Source organism: Pectobacterium fontis (assembly GCF_000803215.1).
Classification (GTDB): Bacteria; Pseudomonadota; Gammaproteobacteria; order Enterobacterales; family Enterobacteriaceae; genus Pectobacterium; species Pectobacterium fontis.
Genome location: NZ_JSXC01000022.1, coordinates 14,968 through 31,542, shown reverse-complemented (window position 1 = coordinate 31,542; position 16,575 = coordinate 14,968). Strand labels below are relative to the sequence as shown.

17 protein-coding genes and 1 riboswitch are annotated in these 16,575 nt (G+C 53.8%); of the genes, 10 read left to right on the top strand and 7 right to left on the bottom strand.

From position 1 onward, the window contains the following. Positions 1-511: 511 nt before the first annotated feature. Together purH and purD are read left to right on the top strand one after the other, a co-directional pair. The gene (gene purH, locus OI69_RS07465; RefSeq protein ID WP_039348203.1) at positions 512-2,101 is read left to right on the top strand and encodes a bifunctional phosphoribosylaminoimidazolecarboxamide formyltransferase/IMP cyclohydrolase; all 1,590 of its coding nucleotides are present in this window, start codon (positions 512-514) and stop codon (positions 2,099-2,101) included. A gap of 18 nt (positions 2,102-2,119) precedes the next feature. Continuing rightward, positions 2,120-3,406: a phosphoribosylamine--glycine ligase gene (gene purD / locus OI69_RS07460; protein WP_039348199.1), complete on the top strand. Its 1,287-nt coding sequence runs from the start codon at positions 2,120-2,122 to the stop codon at positions 3,404-3,406. A 66-nt stretch (positions 3,407-3,472) separates the two neighbouring features. Here the strand turns inward: purD and OI69_RS07455 are convergent, their stop codons facing one another. From OI69_RS07455 to nudC, 6 genes are all read right to left on the bottom strand, one after another. Continuing rightward, entirely contained in the window at positions 3,473-4,162 is a 690-nt protein-coding gene (locus tag OI69_RS07455; RefSeq protein ID WP_080752618.1) for a DUF1481 domain-containing protein, read from the bottom strand. A gap of 4 nt (positions 4,163-4,166) precedes the next feature. Continuing rightward, positions 4,167-4,439 (bottom strand): nucleoid-associated protein HU-alpha, encoded by a 273-nt coding sequence (gene hupA, locus OI69_RS07450; protein ID WP_005970302.1) that lies wholly within the window; start codon positions 4,437-4,439, stop codon positions 4,167-4,169. Positions 4,440-4,642: 203 nt separating this feature from the next. Continuing rightward, positions 4,643-5,233 carry a YjaG family protein gene (locus OI69_RS07445; RefSeq protein WP_039348196.1) on the bottom strand — a complete coding sequence of 197 codons (591 nt, stop codon included), beginning with the start codon at positions 5,231-5,233 and terminating at the stop codon, positions 4,643-4,645. Between the two features lie 80 nt (positions 5,234-5,313). After that, positions 5,314-6,000, bottom strand: coding sequence for a deoxyribonuclease V (gene nfi / locus OI69_RS07440; RefSeq protein ID WP_039348193.1), 687 nt, complete (start codon positions 5,998-6,000; stop codon positions 5,314-5,316). A 15-nt stretch (positions 6,001-6,015) separates the two neighbouring features. Continuing rightward, positions 6,016-7,080, bottom strand: a complete 1,065-nt coding sequence (hemE, locus tag OI69_RS07435; RefSeq protein WP_039348190.1) for a uroporphyrinogen decarboxylase — start codon at positions 7,078-7,080, stop codon at positions 6,016-6,018. Between the two features lie 98 nt (positions 7,081-7,178). Next, positions 7,179-7,961, bottom strand: coding sequence for an NAD(+) diphosphatase (gene nudC, locus OI69_RS07430; protein WP_039348187.1), 783 nt, complete (start codon positions 7,959-7,961; stop codon positions 7,179-7,181). A 107-nt stretch (positions 7,962-8,068) separates the two neighbouring features. Here nudC and OI69_RS07425 point away from each other — a divergent pair, with 107 nt between their 5' ends. From OI69_RS07425 to thiH, 7 genes are all read left to right on the top strand, one after another. Beyond that, positions 8,069-8,530 carry an Rsd/AlgQ family anti-sigma factor gene (locus tag OI69_RS07425; RefSeq protein ID WP_039348186.1) on the top strand — a complete coding sequence of 154 codons (462 nt, stop codon included), beginning with the start codon at positions 8,069-8,071 and terminating at the stop codon, positions 8,528-8,530. A gap of 122 nt (positions 8,531-8,652) precedes the next feature. Then, positions 8,653-8,788: riboswitch (TPP riboswitch) on the top strand. Between the two features lie 119 nt (positions 8,789-8,907). Beyond that, the gene (thiC, locus tag OI69_RS07420) at positions 8,908-10,863 is read left to right on the top strand and encodes a phosphomethylpyrimidine synthase ThiC (RefSeq protein ID WP_039348184.1); all 1,956 of its coding nucleotides are present in this window, start codon (positions 8,908-8,910) and stop codon (positions 10,861-10,863) included. Further along, positions 10,860-11,501 (top strand): thiamine phosphate synthase, encoded by a 642-nt coding sequence (gene thiE, locus OI69_RS07415; RefSeq protein WP_039348182.1) that lies wholly within the window; start codon positions 10,860-10,862, stop codon positions 11,499-11,501. Before thiC ends, thiE begins: the two co-directional genes overlap by 4 nt. 1 nt (position 11,502) lies before the next feature. After that, the gene (locus OI69_RS07410; RefSeq protein ID WP_039348180.1) at positions 11,503-12,282 is read left to right on the top strand and encodes a HesA/MoeB/ThiF family protein; all 780 of its coding nucleotides are present in this window, start codon (positions 11,503-11,505) and stop codon (positions 12,280-12,282) included. Next, complete coding sequence (thiS, locus tag OI69_RS07405) at positions 12,279-12,479, top strand: sulfur carrier protein ThiS (protein WP_039348176.1); 201 nt, start codon at positions 12,279-12,281, stop codon at positions 12,477-12,479. Before OI69_RS07410 ends, thiS begins: the two co-directional genes overlap by 4 nt. Before the next feature lies 1 nt (position 12,480). Next, a complete protein-coding gene (locus tag OI69_RS07400; RefSeq protein WP_039348173.1) occupies positions 12,481-13,266 on the top strand; it encodes a thiazole synthase in 786 nt (261 codons plus the stop codon). After that, complete coding sequence (gene thiH, locus OI69_RS07395) at positions 13,263-14,384, top strand: 2-iminoacetate synthase ThiH (protein ID WP_039348169.1); 1,122 nt, start codon at positions 13,263-13,265, stop codon at positions 14,382-14,384. Before OI69_RS07400 ends, thiH begins: the two co-directional genes overlap by 4 nt. Positions 14,385-14,789: 405 nt before the next feature. Here the strand turns inward: thiH and OI69_RS07390 are convergent, their stop codons facing one another. Next, the gene (locus OI69_RS07390) at positions 14,790-16,205 is read right to left on the bottom strand and encodes an aminotransferase-like domain-containing protein (RefSeq protein ID WP_039348167.1); all 1,416 of its coding nucleotides are present in this window, start codon (positions 16,203-16,205) and stop codon (positions 14,790-14,792) included. 173 nt (positions 16,206-16,378) lie between these two features. Here OI69_RS07390 and OI69_RS07385 point away from each other — a divergent pair, with 173 nt between their 5' ends. Further along, positions 16,379-16,570: a DUF1127 domain-containing protein gene (locus OI69_RS07385; RefSeq protein WP_039348164.1), complete on the top strand. Its 192-nt coding sequence runs from the start codon at positions 16,379-16,381 to the stop codon at positions 16,568-16,570. Positions 16,571-16,575 lie beyond the last annotated feature (5 nt).

The window sequence follows — 16,575 nt, the reverse complement described above, 5'->3', positions numbered from 1 at the left end:
TTTTTATATCGTTAAGATACGGTCTTGTGAGTGCCCACACAGATTGTCTGATTAAATTGTTAAAGAGCAGTGCCACAATCTCTCGTGGCGCGGGCTGCATATCTTATGCTAATCCGCTTTACAGTCAAGTCATTACTGACTGTTTTTTTTAAATCTTTTTCCTGTCATCGCAACCGCGTGTCGCTGTTGCCGTGTCAGTGGAGGCGCATTATAGGGACTTCTCGGCAGGCCGCAATAGGTATTTTAAAGAAAAATGATTGTTTGCTGCATTCCACAGCAAAACCCCACTTTATACCTATTTTTGCACAAACTTATCCACAGAAAGCATTCTATTCAAAAATTGACGAGCATCACGCAAACGTTTTCGCTACAATTCACCCCGTTCAAAATCGTCGTATTTTGGCGAACGCTAGCTGAATATTTCTCTTTATTCCGCAACTATTGCTCTGACAAAGACGATATTCACATACCGTTCCTTACTGACTACCCAAATCCAGGGGATAACATCATCATGCAACAACGCCGTCCAATTCGCCGCGCTCTGCTCAGCGTTTCTGACAAAGCAGGTATTGTCGAATTTGCTCAAGCTCTGTCCCACCGTGGCGTCGAGCTTCTTTCAACGGGGGGAACCGCCCGTTTGCTGGCAGATGCTGGCTTAGCCGTGACTGAAGTCTCTGACTACACCGGCTTCCCTGAAATGATGGATGGGCGTGTAAAGACTCTGCACCCGAAAGTACACGGCGGCATTTTGGGACGACGCGATCAAGATGATGCGATCATGACGCAGCACGACATCAAACCCATTGATATCGTCGTAGTGAACCTGTATCCGTTTGCTCAGACCGTTGCTCGCGAGAACTGCACGTTAGAAGATGCGGTTGAGAATATCGATATCGGCGGCCCCACCATGGTGCGCTCCGCCGCCAAGAACCATAAAGATGTAGCTATCGTGGTCAAGAGCAGCGACTACAGCGCCATCATTAATGAAATCGACGCCAACGACGGCTCACTGACCTACGAAACCCGTTTCGATTTGGCCATTAAAGCCTTCGAACACACTGCCGCTTACGACAGCATGATTGCCAACTACTTTGGCGCGCTGGTTCCGCCTTACCACGGTGAAACTGATAAACCATCCGGTCACTTCCCACGCACGTTGAACCTGAACTACATCAAAAAACAGGACATGCGCTACGGCGAGAACAGCCATCAGCAAGCCGCCTTCTATATAGAAGAGAGTATTAGTGAGGCTTCTGTCGCGACGGCTACACAGTTACAAGGAAAGGCGCTGTCTTATAACAACATCGCCGACACCGATGCGGCGCTGGAATGCGTGAAAGAATTTGCCGAACCGGCCTGCGTGATCGTTAAACACGCAAATCCGTGCGGCGTAGCGATTGGTGATTCCATTCTTGATGCCTACGAGCGCGCTTATAAAACCGATCCGACTTCTGCATTTGGCGGCATCATCGCGTTCAACCGCGAACTGGATGAAGAAACCGCACAGGCCATCATCAGCCGTCAGTTTGTCGAAGTGATTATTGCGCCATCTGCCAGCGAAGCCGCATTGAAGGTGACCGCTGCCAAACAAAACGTACGCGTCCTGACCTGTGGCAATTGGCAGCAACGTGTTGCTGGTCTGGATTTCAAACGCGTTAACGGTGGTTTGCTGGTACAAGATCGCGATCTGGGGATGGTCGATGCGTCCCAACTACGCGTGGTGACCGAGCGCCAGCCAAGCGCACAGGAACTCCGCGACGCGCTGTTCTGCTGGAAAGTGGCTAAATTCGTTAAATCCAATGCGATTGTGTACGCACGCGACAACATGACTATCGGAATAGGCGCTGGCCAGATGAGCCGCGTTTACTCAGCGAAAATTGCCGGAATCAAAGCCGGTGATGAAGGGCTGGAAGTCAAAGGTTCCGCGATGGCATCCGATGCGTTCTTCCCCTTCCGCGATGGCATTGATGCCGCGGCTGCCGTTGGCATTACCTGCGTGATCCAGCCGGGCGGATCAATTCGTGATGATGAAGTTATTGCCGCCGCCAACGAACACGGCATTGCGATGATCTTTACCGACATGCGCCATTTCCGCCATTAATTCTGGAGCTTGAACGAAATGAACATTTTAATCATTGGTAATGGCGGGCGTGAGCACGCGCTGGCCTGGAAAGCATCACAGTCACCGCTGGCGAAACGTGTTTATGTTGCGCCGGGAAATGCAGGTACGGCACTTGAACCAGCGCTGACCAACGTTGATATCTCTGCCACCGATATTCCAGCGCTCGTCGCCTTCGCACAGGAAAGCCACATCGATTTAACTATAGTTGGCCCAGAAACACCGTTAGTTCTCGGTGTTGTAGATGCGTTTCAGCACGCAGGTCTAAAAATTTTTGGCCCAACACAAGGGGCAGCACAGTTAGAAGGCTCTAAAGCCTTTACCAAAGATTTCCTGGCACGCCATCACATTCCGACGGCGGAATACCAGAATTTCACCGAAGTTGAACCTGCTCTCGCTTATGTTCGCAGCAAAGGCGCGCCCATCGTTATCAAAGCTGACGGATTAGCCGCAGGCAAAGGCGTGATTGTCGCCATGACGTTGGAAGAAGCGGAAAACGCCATTCAGGATATGCTGGCAGGTAATGCCTTCGGAGATGCCGGGCACCGTATCGTGGTAGAAGAGTTCCTTGATGGCGAAGAAGCCAGCTTCATCGTCATGGTCGATGGCAAAAATGTGCTACCGATGGCGACCAGTCAGGATCATAAACGCGTTGGCGATAAAGACACTGGCCCAAATACCGGTGGCATGGGCGCTTATTCGCCGGCTCCGGTCGTGACCGATGAAATCCACCAGCGCGTAATGGATCAGGTGATTTGGCCAACCGTGAACGGTATGGCCGCTGAAGGGAATACCTACGTTGGTTTCCTGTATGCCGGCCTGATGATTTCTGCCAATGGTCAGCCAAAAGTCATCGAATTCAACTGCCGCTTTGGCGACCCGGAAACACAGCCAATTATGCTGCGCCTGCGTTCCGATCTGGTGGAACTGTGTCTGGCTGCCTGTGACGGCACGCTGGATCAGAAAGATTCAATCTGGGATGAACGTCCGTCTCTGGGCGTGGTCTTGGCCGCAGGCGGCTATCCGGCTGACTACAATACGGACGATGTAATTTCCGGTTTACCGCAGCAGGATGCCGAAGATGGCAAAGTGTTCCACGCGGGCACCAAGCTGAATGGAATGAATGTCGTGACCAACGGCGGGCGCGTTCTGTGTGTTACCGCATTAGGCAATACAGTGGCTGAAGCGCAACAGCGCGCGTATGAAATCGCTGCGGGTATTCAATGGCAGGGAGTCTTCTGTCGCAAAGACATCGGCTACCGCGCCATTGAGCGCGAGCAAGCCTGATAAGAGAAGTTTGATAAACGATTATCGAATAAATGCTGAAGCCCGGAGAAATCCGGGTTTTTATCATCATTTAGGCTGCCACTGGCAGACATCATCTTCCATCACCAGCAATAACTGCGTCCCTTCCGGCGCTTCCAGCCACGCAACGTTTAGCGGGCGCATCGCATGCGCTTTTTGCTCCTGCGCGATCCATTCACGCGAATCACGGTCAAAATCAGGACGAACCAGCGTACCGTCGCAAGACTGAACCTGTCCTTCCAGCCATTTCCCTTGCTTTAACGTCACCTTGCCTGCACGCAGAACCTCACTCAACTCCAGCATGCGTTTCGCATCAAACTGATAGAGCGCGACATCATCATCGGAAACCGACTCACGTCTTTCGGCAAGCTGTCGCTGCATAAAGCTGACGGTTCCATCTTCTGCAAAGCGTAAGCGCATATCTTCTTTTTGTGCACCGAGCTGATTACGCTGTATCTCATGCAGTTTACCCTGCTGGAACGTATAGCGTGTCACCACCACACCGTTGCCCTGAAGCGGGTTGAACACGGTAGTCAGCGCCGTCGTATTCTGCGCATCATCTTTACGCCACACACGAACGATGCCGCGATCGGCAACATAACCGCTGGAAAAAACATCCGGCGGTGCCGTGCGGCTGCTACAGGCGACTACGGCAGTCAGCACAAGGCCTGCGCCACACAGACGGCGTAAAAGCAAAAGGGGCGAAAACGCCCCTCTGCTTAAACTTTTAACCGACATGGGCTTATTTGACAGCGTCTTTCAGAGCCTTGCCAGAAACAAACGCTGGCACGTTGGCAGCAGCAATTTTGATTTCTTTACCGGTTTGTGGGTTGCGGCCAGTGCGCTCATTACGATGGTTGACTTTAAACGTACCAAAACCAACTAATTGTACTGCATCACCTTCTTTCAGAGACTCGGTAATTGCCGCCAAAGTTGATTCCAGAGCTGCTTTAGCCTGTGCTTTTGACAGATCAGCTTTGTCCGCAATTACATCAATCAGTTGAGTCTTATTCATAAGTTATCCTTACAGTGTGTTTATCGCTTGCTAAGCATCGAGTGCGATGGATATGCACCATCCCGTTTTAGGGTGTAGTAGCACTCTCCTGCTACACGCACCGACAGCCACTTTTTTTACGCCCCCCAAATGTAGACCAGACAGGGTGCGAATGTGAAGCCTTAAGACAGGCCATTTCAGGCCTTAAATCACGTTTTGTCGCGTTATTGCTGCAAATTTATCCCGATGTTACTGCTTCCGGCCTCACGCAGATCGGAACGGAGCCCTTTGATTAGCTCAATATCGCGTTCTTCGCAGGCCGCCAACAGGCGAAAAATCTCCCATTGGATGTCCCATTCTTCTTCAATGGCAGGCAAAACCTTTAACTCATCGTCGGTCATCTCTTTGCCGGCCTGCGTCATTTCCAACATGGCAACCGTGCGGATAGACGCTTCACTAATGGCTATCGCATGTTCAAGCGTTGAACCGCTTAAACGCGAATGAATCAGCTCGCCCAGCGCGATACAGGCATCAATTGCCGGATAAACGCCATAAAGATCGTAATCTTCAGCGGCGGGCACCGCTTCTTCCAGCTTTTCCAACTGGCTATCGAAATTCACCTTCGCATCTTTAACAACCAATGTTTCCCATACCAGATCGAGAATGCGGCGGTAAACCATCGCGTCGCCGAATGCTGTTTGACGACAGAACTCGTGATAATTGGGGTACATACGTTCACAAAGACATGCCATGAAAGTGACATGTTGCCAGCTCGCCAGCTTTTCCAGACGCAAATGAATGGGGTTACGTAACATTTTTATGCTCATTAACAGCAACGGACGGCAGTGTACCTGAAATCACAGTGACGCCCTATGCCTGAATTCCTAAAGTTTTATCATAATACGTTAGCCGCTTGCTGCCGTTGCCAACGCACAAATGCGGGACGATTCGATGCCACAGCATCGGCCCAACGGGTCGGCTCCGGTAAACGGTAGCCACGCATACAACATTGTACCCAGTGCAAGGCGCTATCCTGACTGATTCGATGCCCCGTTGCCACAAATAGCGGATTACAGCGCGCTTTGCTGCGCCATACCCAGCCAATTTGTTCACCTTTATCCAGTAACGGCTGCTGGCTGCCAACGCTCTCCGCCAACGGCTCAAACCGACCACAAAGCCGACTTTTCGCCACGCCAATCGTGGGAACATCAACCAACAGGCCAAAATGGCTGGCAACGCCGAGACGACGCGGATGGGAAATCCCATGCCCATCGACAAACAGCAGATCCGGTTTCTGTTCCAACAACGCCCATGCGGCTAATAACCCAGGACATTCACGAAATGAAAGAAAACCAGGAATATAGGGCATCGTCGTACTGATACGCGCAATCTTGTATTCTACCAGTTCCAACGAAGGATAGCGCATTACTGCAATAGCGGCGCGAGTGACCGCACCTTCTCGTTCGAAGCCGACATCCGCCCCCGCGATAAATGCGGGTTGCTCACATGGTAAATCGTCGTGCCGAATCACATCAGAAGCACGAGCCAGTTGTTCAGCCCGTAGCTGTTGTGTATCAATCACAGCCCCTCCCGTGAATCATGCATGATAAGGGCGGGACAACCGATGCACCGCATCAACAAAAACGCCCGCATGCTCTGGCGGCACGTCCTGATGAATACCGTGGCCCAGATTGAAAACATGCCCGTTACCTTGTCCAAACCCAGCCAGGATCGATGCCACTTCCTCTTCGATCCGCGCCGGATCGGCATACAGCATAGAAGGATCCATATTTCCCTGTAGCGCCACTTTATCGCCTACGCGACGGCGCGCATCGGCAATATCGCACGTCCAGTCCAGCCCCAGCGCGTCGCAGCCGGTTTCTGCCATCGCTTCCAGCCATTGTCCCCCACCTTTGGTGAAGAGCGTCACGGGCACACGGCGGCCTTCGTTCTCACGCTGTAAACCATCAACAATCTTATGCAGGTAATGCAGGGAGAATGCCTTGTAGTCGCGTCCACTCAGCACACCGCCCCAGGTATCGAATACCATCACCGCCTGCGCACCCGCGCGAATCTGCGCATTGAGATAAAGAATGACGCTATCGGCCAGCTTATCCAGTAACAGATGTAGCGTTTTCGGCTCCGCGAACATCATTTTCTTGATGACGGTAAACGCTTTGCTGCTACCGCCTTCAACCATGTAGGTCGCCAGCGTCCACGGGCTGCCCGAGAAACCGATCAGCGGTACTTCCCCCGCAAGATTTTTGCGGATCGTTCGCACCGCATTCATCACATAACCGAGTTCTTGCTCGGGATCGGGAACCGGCAGATTAACCACATCGGCATGCGACGTAATCGGCGAGCGAAAGCGTGGGCCTTCCCCCGCTTCAAAATAAAGCCCTAATCCCATGGCATCGGGAATGGTGAGGATGTCAGAAAAAAGAATCGCCGCATCCAGCGCATAACGTCGTAGAGGTTGTAACGTGACCTCACACGCCAGCTCTGCGTTTTTACACAGCGACATAAAATCACCGGCCTGCGCGCGCGTTGCTTTATATTCCGGCAAATAACGCCCCGCCTGACGCATCATCCACACCGGGGTGACATCAACGGGTTGGCGCAATAACGCCCGCAAATAGCGATCGTTTTTCAGGTAGGTCATGTTCTTTTCCTTTCAGCCTCACGGCGGTTCTGCACCAGATCGGTGGGTTGAAGCAGATGTTTATGAAACGAATACGTTATGGCGCAAAGAGTACCACGTCAGCCTTCGTTCTCGTGATAAGCGCGACACAGCACTACCGTATCTTCGATAAGCCGACGCGCTACCGTACCCGGCGGCGGCAACTGCGGGAGTTGGTCATAGCGGAACCAGCCAGCATCACGTAGCTCTTTCGGATCATGCTTGATGTCTCCATCCGCATAATCGGCCATAAACGCCATCATCAGTGAATGAGGAAATGGCCAGGGCTGAGAACTCACGTAACGCAGGTTTTTTATCTGGATTTGGCTCTCTTCCATCACTTCACGCACGACCGTTTGTTCCAGCGTTTCCCCCACTTCGACAAACCCAGCCAGCACGGTGTACATATTGCCGCGATGCCGATTGTGCTGCGCCAGTAAAATTTCATCACCACGGCGAATCGCGACGATGATGCAAGGCGCGATCTGCGGGTAATAACGCTCTTTGCAGTGATGACATAAACACGCCAATTCCGTTTTACTGCGCACCATTTCATGGCCGCAGTAGCCGCAATAGCGATGGGAACGGTAGAACTCGGCCAGTTGTACGCCCCGCCCCGCAAGCTGGAATAACCCTACGTCCTGATCGAGCAGTTGGCGAACCGATGCCATATCCGCATCCCGTCCCTGACACACCAGCCAAACGGGCTGTCCTTGCCATTCGCCGATTTGGCGCGCCGTTTTTCCCTGTAATGCCCACGCCGTCGCCGTTCCGTGCGGTAATTCTCCCTGAGGCAACCAGATGTGTACCGCATCGCTAACGACCCACCAACCGGTTTCATCACCTTTTAGCGTCTGTTCCATATCTTTTTATTGCTCCACTGCCACTTCACTGGCATTTTACATTCAGAGTGATTACATAAGTTTTGTAACTGTATTTCAGTTATTTCTTACCGTTCACGGAGTCAACGATGCTAAACCAGCTACAAAGTCTGACTGAATACGTTGGTGGCAATAATGCGTTAATCGACCAATGGCTACAAGCGCGTAAGCAGCTTCTGGTGGCTTACTACCATCTGGTGGGTATCAAGCCGAACAAGGAAGCGCTGTCGCTCCTGGATGAAGAAGCATTAGATAATTTTTGCCAGAATCTGGTGGACTACCTTTCTACGGGTCATTTCCACTTATACGAGAAGATGCTGCATGAAGCGGCAACCCACAGCCAACAAGTATTAGCACTTTCTGCCCAGCTCGACCTCGCCCTGCAAGATAACACGCAGCAAATCATGACGTTTTATGACAGCCATCTGGCGACAGCCATCGATCATGATAACTGCTTCGCCTTTCAACAGGCGCTCTCCAGCGTCGGTGAAGCATTAGAAGAGCGTTTTACGTTAGAAGACAACATGATCCGGCTGGTTTACGATAACTAGCGGCTAGTTGGCGTTATTTCATTACCTCACCCGACGCTGTATGGGTAAAAGCGGCACACTTTGACATCCGTGTTTTGCCGTCATACAGTGTAGGGGTTTTATTGGCTCGTTTAAAAAACGGGCAAATCTTGTCGGAGTGCCTAGGGCGTTTGTGTTTCGTGTCAGAAACCGTTGAGCGCACAGGCTGAGACCGTTAATTCGGGATCCGCGGAACCTGATCGGGTTAATACCTGCGAAGGGAACAAGAGTAATGCACCTCATTGAGGTTGAGCCTAAGGCTGCGTATGTACACATACCTGCCTCGATGCTCACTATCTTTATTACTCCCTCCGGCTCCAGACAAGCAATCTTCCCTTTACGTACTACAGGAACTTGCTATGTCTACAGAACCCTTGTCTATAAAAACCGTGTCATCAAAATCGGGGCGTCGTGAGCAGCGTGCGGCCGCCCAACAGTTTATCGACACCTTACAGGGCAGCGCCTTTCCCAATTCCAGCCGGATTTACCTGACGGGTTCACGCGATGACATCCGCGTACCGATGCGGGAGATTCACCTCAGCCCGACGCTACTCGGCGGCAGTAAAGATCATCCGCAATACGAACCCAATGAGCCGATCCCGGTTTACGATACTTCAGGGCCTTATGGCGACCCTGCCGCGCAACCGGATGTTCGCGTTGGTTTAGCCAAGCTGCGCGCCAGTTGGATTGCCGAGCGTCGCGACACCGAGTCGCTATCGGGCGTCAGTTCCGATTTCACCCAACAGCGTCTGGCAGATGCGGGGCTGGATCATCTGCGCTTCGAACACTTGCCACGACCGCAGCGTGCCAACGCGGGCAAACGCGTCACTCAGCTTCACTATGCGCGACAGGGCATCATCACCCCCGAAATGGAATTTATCGCCATTCGCGAAAATATGGGACGCGAACGCATTCGCGGTGAGGTACTGCGCCAGCAGCATCCGGGGCAAAGTTTCGGCGCTCTCCTGCCGGAAAACATCACGCCGGAATTCGTTCGTCAGGAAGTCGCCGCCGGACGCGCGATTATTCCCGCTAATATCAATCACCCCGAATCAGAACCGATGATTATCGGTCGCCATTTTCTGGTGAAAGTTAACGCCAATATCGGCAACTCCGCCGTGACATCTTCCATCGAAGAAGAGGTGGAGAAGCTGGTCTGGTCTACCCGCTGGGGCGCGGATACCGTGATGGATTTGTCCACCGGACGTTATATTCACGAAACTCGCGAATGGATCCTGCGCAATAGCCCGGTGCCAATCGGGACTGTGCCCATCTATCAGGCGCTGGAGAAAGTGAACGGCGTGGCAGAAAACCTGAACTGGGAAATGTTCCGCGATACGCTGCTGGAGCAAGCGGAACAGGGTGTGGACTATTTCACCATCCACGCGGGGGTGCTGCTGCGCTACGTGCCGATGACGGCCAAACGTCTCACCGGTATCGTCTCACGCGGGGGGTCGATTATGGCGAAGTGGTGCCTGTCGCATCACAAAGAGAGCTTCCTGTACGAGCATTTCCGCGAAATCTGTGAAATCTGCGCCGCTTATGACGTCGCGCTGTCGCTGGGCGACGGCTTGCGCCCCGGCTCGATTCAGGATGCCAATGACGAAGCCCAGTTTGCCGAACTGCATACGCTGGGGGAGCTGACCAAAATCGCCTGGGAATACGACGTGCAAGTGATGATCGAAGGCCCTGGCCACGTTCCGATGCAGATGATCCGGCGTAACATGACCGAAGAACTAGAGCACTGCCACGAAGCGCCGTTCTACACGCTCGGCCCGTTAACCACCGATATCGCACCGGGTTACGATCACTTCACCTCCGGCATCGGTGCCGCCATGATCGGCTGGTTCGGCTGCGCCATGCTCTGTTATGTCACACCGAAGGAGCATCTCGGCCTGCCGAACAAAGAGGACGTTAAACAGGGGTTGATTACCTATAAGATCGCCGCTCATGCCGCCGATCTGGCGAAAGGCCACCCCGGCGCGCAGATCCGTGATAACGCCATGTCGAAAGCGCGCTTCGAATTCCGCTGGGAAGATCAGTTCAATCTGGCGCTCGATCCGCAAACCGCACGCGCCTACCACGATGAAACGCTGCCGCAGGAATCCGGTAAGGTCGCCCACTTCTGTTCCATGTGCGGCCCTAAATTCTGCTCGATGAAAATCTCACAGGAAGTGCGCGACTACGCGGCAAAACAGGAAGCAGAAGCCAAACCGATTGAAATAGGTATGGCGCAGATGTCGCAAGAATTCCGCTCGCGCGGCAGCGAGCTTTATCACAGCGCCACCAGCCTGCAAACCGAGGAAAGCCAATGACAGATTCGACGCCTTTTTCCCCGACGTCACCGCGACTGGGGCTTTATCCCGTCGTCGATAGCGTGGAGTGGATCGAACGCTTACTCGGCGTCGGGGTGAAAACGATCCAACTCAGGATCAAAGGTCGGTCAGATGAACAGGCCGAAGCCGATGTGATCCAGGCGATCGCCTTGGGTCGTCGCTATCAGGCACAGCTTTTCATCAACGACTATTGGAAATTAGCCATAAAACATCAGGCATACGGCGTACATCTGGGTCAGGAAGATCTGGACACCGCCGATCTGGCTGCAATTAAACAAGCCGGCCTGCGCTTAGGCATCTCCACGCACGACGATCGTGAGGTGGCGCGCGCGGTGACGATAAATCCGTCCTACATCGCGCTGGGGCATATTTTCCCCACGCAAACCAAAGCTATGCCCTCTGCGCCACAAGGGCTGGCTACACTGACGCGGCACGTCGCCGCACTGCAAGGCCGCTTCCCCACCGTTGCGATTGGCGGGATCAGCACTGACAAAGTCCCTGCGGTACTGGCAACGGGTGTCGGCAGCATCGCTGTCGTCAGCGCCATTACACAGGCACCGGACTGGCGTCAGGCTACGGCAACGCTGCTCAGGATGATTGAAGGACGGGAGGCATGACATGGTAACGACTCCCCATCCAACACCTGCCGGACTGAGCGATAGCGAATTCATGCGCTACAGCCGCCAACTTATGCTGGAAGATATTGGCCCGGAAGGTCAGGAAAAGCTCAAAGCCGCCCGCGTTCTGCTGGTTGGGCTGGGAGGGCTGGGCGCACCGGCCTCGCTCTATCTGGCGGCCGCAGGGGTTGGTACGCTGCTGCTTGCCGATGATGACTCGCTGCACATCAGTAATCTGCAACGCCAGATTCTGTATCGCACCTGCGACACTAACCAACCCAAAGCCGTGTTGGCCCAGCGTCAGCTACAGGCGTTAAATCCGTACTCAGAAGCGATTGCACTCACCGAAAGGCTGAGCGGAGACGCGTTACGCCGCGCCGTCAGCCGTGTCGATCTGGTGCTGGATTGCAGTGACAACATGACAACCCGCCATGAGGTTAACACCGCCTGCTTTAACGCAGGCAAACCGCTAATCAGCGGCAGCGCCGTCGGCTTCAGCGGTCAGCTTGCGGTTTTCGCACCGCCTTATCATTCAGGCTGCTACGCCTGCCTGTACCCCGACACCGCAGAACCACAGCGCAACTGCCGTACCGCAGGCGTATTGGGGCCAGTGGTCGGCGTGATTGGCACGCTTCAGGCGCTGGAAGCAATCAAATTGCTGGCAGGCATGCCGTCGGCGCTGGACGGCAAGCTGAGAATGTTCAATGGCAAACAGCAGAGCTGGAATACGCTCCAGCTCGCGCGCGCGCCCCATTGTCCGGTATGTGGGGGATCAGCATGAAAATCACGCTGAATGATGAGCTATTTGAATTCCCAGAGGCGATCACGGTTGAGGCGCTGCTGAATCAGATAAACCGCCTCCAGCCCGGCACGGCGCTGGCGATTAACCAAACCATTATTCCGCATGCCACCTGGTCACAGCATCAGGTGCAAGACGGCGATGATATTTTGCTTTTTCAGGCAATCGCGGGAGGATGACATGCTGCACATTGCCGATACGACATTGACTTCACGGCTGCTGACCGGCACCGGAAAATTCTCTACGCCCGAACTGATGCTGGCAGCGCTTGAGGCATCTGGTTCGCAGTTAGTCACAATGGCGATGAAACGCGTGGATCTGAACGGCGGCAACGACGCCATTCTTGCTCCGCTACGCCAGTTGGGGATTAAGCTGCTGCCAAATACGTCAGGTGCCAAAACCGCTGACGAGGCCATTTTTGCCGCCCGCCTGGCGCGAGAAGCACTGGGCACTCGCTGGCTGAAGCTGGAAATTCACCCCGATGTGAAATACCTGCTACCCGACCCCATCGAAACCCTGAAAGCCGCCGAACGGTTAGTTAAAGAGGGCTTCACGGTATTGCCCTATTGCGGTGCCGACCCCGTGCTGTGCAAACGGCTCGAAGAGGTCGGCTGCGCGGCGGTCATGCCGCTGGGTGCGCCAATTGGCTCTAATCAGGGGCTGCAAACCCGCGATTTTCTGCGCATCATCATCGAACAGGCACGCGTTCCGGTGATTGTCGATGCGGGCATTGGCGCACCCAGCCATGCCGCCGACGCACTGGAAATGGGTGCCGACGCCGTGCTGGTCAACACGGCCATCGCGGTAGCCCGCGACCCTGTGGCGATGGCGCACGCTTTCCGGCTGGCAGTCGATGCCGGTGGGCTTGCTCGTCAGGCGGGTCTGGGAAGTAAGCAGTTTATAGCCAGCGCCACCAGCCCGCTCACCGGTTTTCTGCATCAGCACACGCAAGGGGCGGCACGATGAGCGTCGATTTTCAAACCGTCTGGGAGCGGCTCGACTGGGATGACCTGACGCTGCGCATCAACGCTAAAACTGCCCTGGACGTTGAACGCGCGCTTGCTGCCCCCCACCTGACGCGTGACGATTTTATGGCGCTCATTTCTCCGGCCGCCAGCGCCTATCTGGAACCACTCGCCCAGCGGGCACAGCAGCTCACCCGACAGCGTTTCGGCAATACAGTCAGCTTCTATGTGCCGCTGTATCTCTCCAACCTGTGCGCTAACGACTGCACCTATTGCGGCTTTTCGATGAGCAACCCTATCAAGCGGAAAACGCTGGATGACGCGGAGATCCTGCGTGAGTGCGCCGCGATCAAAGCCCTCGGGTTTGATCATCTGCTGCTCGTGACGGGCGAACACCAGCGCAAAGTGGGCATGGATTATTTTCGCCGCGTCTTTCCACTGATCCGGCCGCTCTTCAGTTCGCTGATGATTGAAGTCCAACCATTATCGCAGGACGAGTACGCCGAGTTGAAAACGCTGGGGCTGGATGGCGTGATGGTCTATCAGGAAACCTATCATCCGGCGACCTATCAGTTACACCACTTAAAGGGACGAAAGCAGGATTTCCATTGGCGGCTCGCTACGCCAGATCGGCTTGGCCGCGCCGGGATCGACAAGATCGGGCTGGGTGCGTTGATCGGCCTGTCCAGTAGCTGGCGCACCGACTGCTACATGGTGGCGGAACATCTGTTGCACTTACAGCAGCACTACTGGCAGAGCCGTTACTCTATCTCGTTCCCGCGCCTGCGCCCCTGTGCAGGCGGCATTGAACCGGCATCGTTAATGGATGAAGCACAGCTCATGCAGGTGATTTGTGCATTCCGGCTGTTGGCACCGGACATTGAACTGTCGCTTTCTACGCGCGAATCGCCTTTCTTTCGCGATCATGCGATTCCTATCGCGATTAACAACGTCAGCGCCTTTTCCAAAACTCAGCCGGGCGGTTATGCCGACAATCATCCTGAACTGGAACAGTTTTCACCGCATGATTCACGACGTCCTGAAGATGTGGCACAAGCCATCATACGTGCTGGTCTTCAACCCGTCTGGAAAGACTGGGACGGCTATTTAGGCAGATAAGGCCGCAATATTGGTCACTTAAGCGTGAAGTGAGAGGGAAACACGGTGATGAGGTTCCCGCAGGGACACCTCGCACCGTGGTAGCCCTCGTATCCCGGATCTTAAGCGATCGATATGCGTGATGCACATGACTTGGGATGCGCCTCGCAGGCCAAAATGAGAATTACATAGAAAGCAATATTCTCAGGAGAGCGCCGCGCAACATGGCATTAGGCCTATCGTCATGGTCTGCGACGAAGCATACAGTAGCGTCGTTGGCAAGCCGAAGTGCTATGAAGCCTGCTGACCGGAGCCGTTTACCACTTATCGGCTTTGCACATCAACCTGCCGATACGGGGCTTATCCTTACCCGTATCGGCCCTTCCCTGACGATAAGCAGAGTGCGTTCCGCAGTAAACGTTATCGCTACGTATGCATCATCTTAGCGATTTCATTTCCCACAATACGCAGTCCTTCCCTCATCTCTTCCGTGAAACGATTGGCATAATTGAGCCGAATACAATTGCGGTATTTCCCCGAAGCGGAGAAGAGCGAACCGGCGGCTATCTGTATGCCCGCTTTTCTGACTTCACGAGCGAGTTTGAGCGAATCAAAATATTCGGGCAATTCAATCCATACCAAAAAGCCGCCCTGCGGGCGACTGACGCAAATATTGGACGGAAAATACTCACGTACCCAGCAGGTAAATATACTCAGATTCGCTTTGTACTGAGCACGCATGCGGCGTAGATGAGGTTGATAGTGTCCGTTACGAATAAACTCCGCCACGGCGAGCTGGGGCTGCACCACCGTCGATCCCGTACTGATGTATTTTGTATGAATCACCCGCTCCAGATAGCGCCCGGGGGCGATCCAGCCAACCCGTAACCCCGGAGCCAGATTCTTCGAAAACGAACTGCACAGCAGCACGCGTCCATCTTCATCGAACGACTTTATCGCGCGGGGACGTGGATATTCATAGGCCAGTTCGCCATAGGCATCATCTTCAATAATCGCGATATCAAAATGCTGCGCCAGCGTCACCAACGCTTTCTTACGAGAATCAGGCATGATGAAGCCAAGCGGATTATTACAGCTCGGCACGAGCAGTACGGCTTTGATCGGCCATTGATCCAGCGCCAGCCTCAAGGCTTCGAGGCTGATCCCCGTCACCGAGTCGGTGGGGATTTCGATCGCTTTGATATCCAGTCCACGCAGGATCTGCATCGTCCCCGGAAAAGCCGGTGACTCAACGGCTACGATGTCTCCTGGCTGACAAACGGCGCGCACCGCCACAAATAAGGCTTCCTGACACCCGGTAGTGACCACAATATCATCTTGAGTCAACTGGCAGCCACAGTCCACGGTAAGGCGGGCGATCTGCTCACGCAGCGCGGGCACGCCATATACGCTGTCATATTGTAGGATACGGGGATCCTGATACTGACAAAGACGAGCCATCTCTTTCCACAGTGGTTTGATGGTCGGCTGGCTCACATCCGGCATGCCGCTACCAAACTTCAGCACGTTAGTTTCCAGCCGCACATTAACCAACTCCAGCACCGATTCCCACTGTGTGATTTCAACCGGACGTTGAGCAGGACGTGTGAGCGCGGGTACAGGCGGCGTTGCCTTATGCGGCGTGACGAAATATCCCGAACGCGGCTGCGGCATAATCAATTGCCGGGTTTCCAGCAGATGATAGGCTTGTTGCACGGTACTGATGCTCACACCATGCTCCGCACTCAGCGCACGAACCGAAGGCAGGCGCTCTCCGCTTTGGTACAACCCTTGTTCGATCCGCTGTTCTAACAGCCCAGCCAGGTGTTGATAACGCGTCATCAGTATCATTCCCTATCAAGATTCACAGCATTAACCAGTACAGATTCAAATAAAAATCACCATTCAGATGCAATATCACACAATCTGTATGATAAAAAAATTGATTTTTTGAGTCTGTATTGAAAATACCTTTCACCTCATCATAGCGATCATTCACTGGCGAGGGGGAAAATATGGAATTTCATGAAAATCGATCACAAAAGCCGTTCCGCGAGTCACCGTTCTGGCTCATGCTGATTTTGCCGTATCGTTTGTGGAAAGCCTGGCGGATAAGAGTGAAAACGCTGAAATTACTGCGCAGTATGAGCGATCATACGCTCAAGGACATCGGGCTAAAACGTAGCGATCTTGACCGGTTCAGATGACAGAA

What these genes read in the sequence shown, in the direction of transcription:
- purH (WP_039348203.1), top strand. Translation starts at nt 512, where the DNA reads ATGCAACAACGCCGTCCAATTCGCCGCGCTCTGCTCAGCGTTTCTGAC.
- purD (WP_039348199.1), top strand. Translation starts at nt 2,120, where the DNA reads ATGAACATTTTAATCATTGGTAATGGCGGGCGTGAGCACGCGCTGGCC.
- OI69_RS07455 (WP_080752618.1), bottom strand. Translation starts at nt 4,162, where the DNA reads ATGTCGGTTAAAAGTTTAAGCAGAGGGGCGTTTTCGCCCCTTTTGCTT.
- hupA (WP_005970302.1), bottom strand. Translation starts at nt 4,439, where the DNA reads ATGAATAAGACTCAACTGATTGATGTAATTGCGGACAAAGCTGATCTG.
- OI69_RS07445 (WP_039348196.1), bottom strand. Translation starts at nt 5,233, where the DNA reads ATGTTACGTAACCCCATTCATTTGCGTCTGGAAAAGCTGGCGAGCTGG.
- hemE (WP_039348190.1), bottom strand. Translation starts at nt 7,080, where the DNA reads ATGACCTACCTGAAAAACGATCGCTATTTGCGGGCGTTATTGCGCCAA.
- nudC (WP_039348187.1), bottom strand. Translation starts at nt 7,961, where the DNA reads ATGGAACAGACGCTAAAAGGTGATGAAACCGGTTGGTGGGTCGTTAGC.
- OI69_RS07425 (WP_039348186.1), top strand. Translation starts at nt 8,069, where the DNA reads ATGCTAAACCAGCTACAAAGTCTGACTGAATACGTTGGTGGCAATAAT.
- thiC (WP_039348184.1), top strand. Translation starts at nt 8,908, where the DNA reads ATGTCTACAGAACCCTTGTCTATAAAAACCGTGTCATCAAAATCGGGG.
- thiE (WP_039348182.1), top strand. Translation starts at nt 10,860, where the DNA reads ATGACAGATTCGACGCCTTTTTCCCCGACGTCACCGCGACTGGGGCTT.
- OI69_RS07410 (WP_039348180.1), top strand. Translation starts at nt 11,503, where the DNA reads ATGGTAACGACTCCCCATCCAACACCTGCCGGACTGAGCGATAGCGAA.
- thiS (WP_039348176.1), top strand. Translation starts at nt 12,279, where the DNA reads ATGAAAATCACGCTGAATGATGAGCTATTTGAATTCCCAGAGGCGATC.
- OI69_RS07400 (WP_039348173.1), top strand. Translation starts at nt 12,481, where the DNA reads ATGCTGCACATTGCCGATACGACATTGACTTCACGGCTGCTGACCGGC.
- thiH (WP_039348169.1), top strand. Translation starts at nt 13,263, where the DNA reads ATGAGCGTCGATTTTCAAACCGTCTGGGAGCGGCTCGACTGGGATGAC.
- OI69_RS07390 (WP_039348167.1), bottom strand. Translation starts at nt 16,205, where the DNA reads ATGACGCGTTATCAACACCTGGCTGGGCTGTTAGAACAGCGGATCGAA.
- OI69_RS07385 (WP_039348164.1), top strand. Translation starts at nt 16,379, where the DNA reads ATGGAATTTCATGAAAATCGATCACAAAAGCCGTTCCGCGAGTCACCG.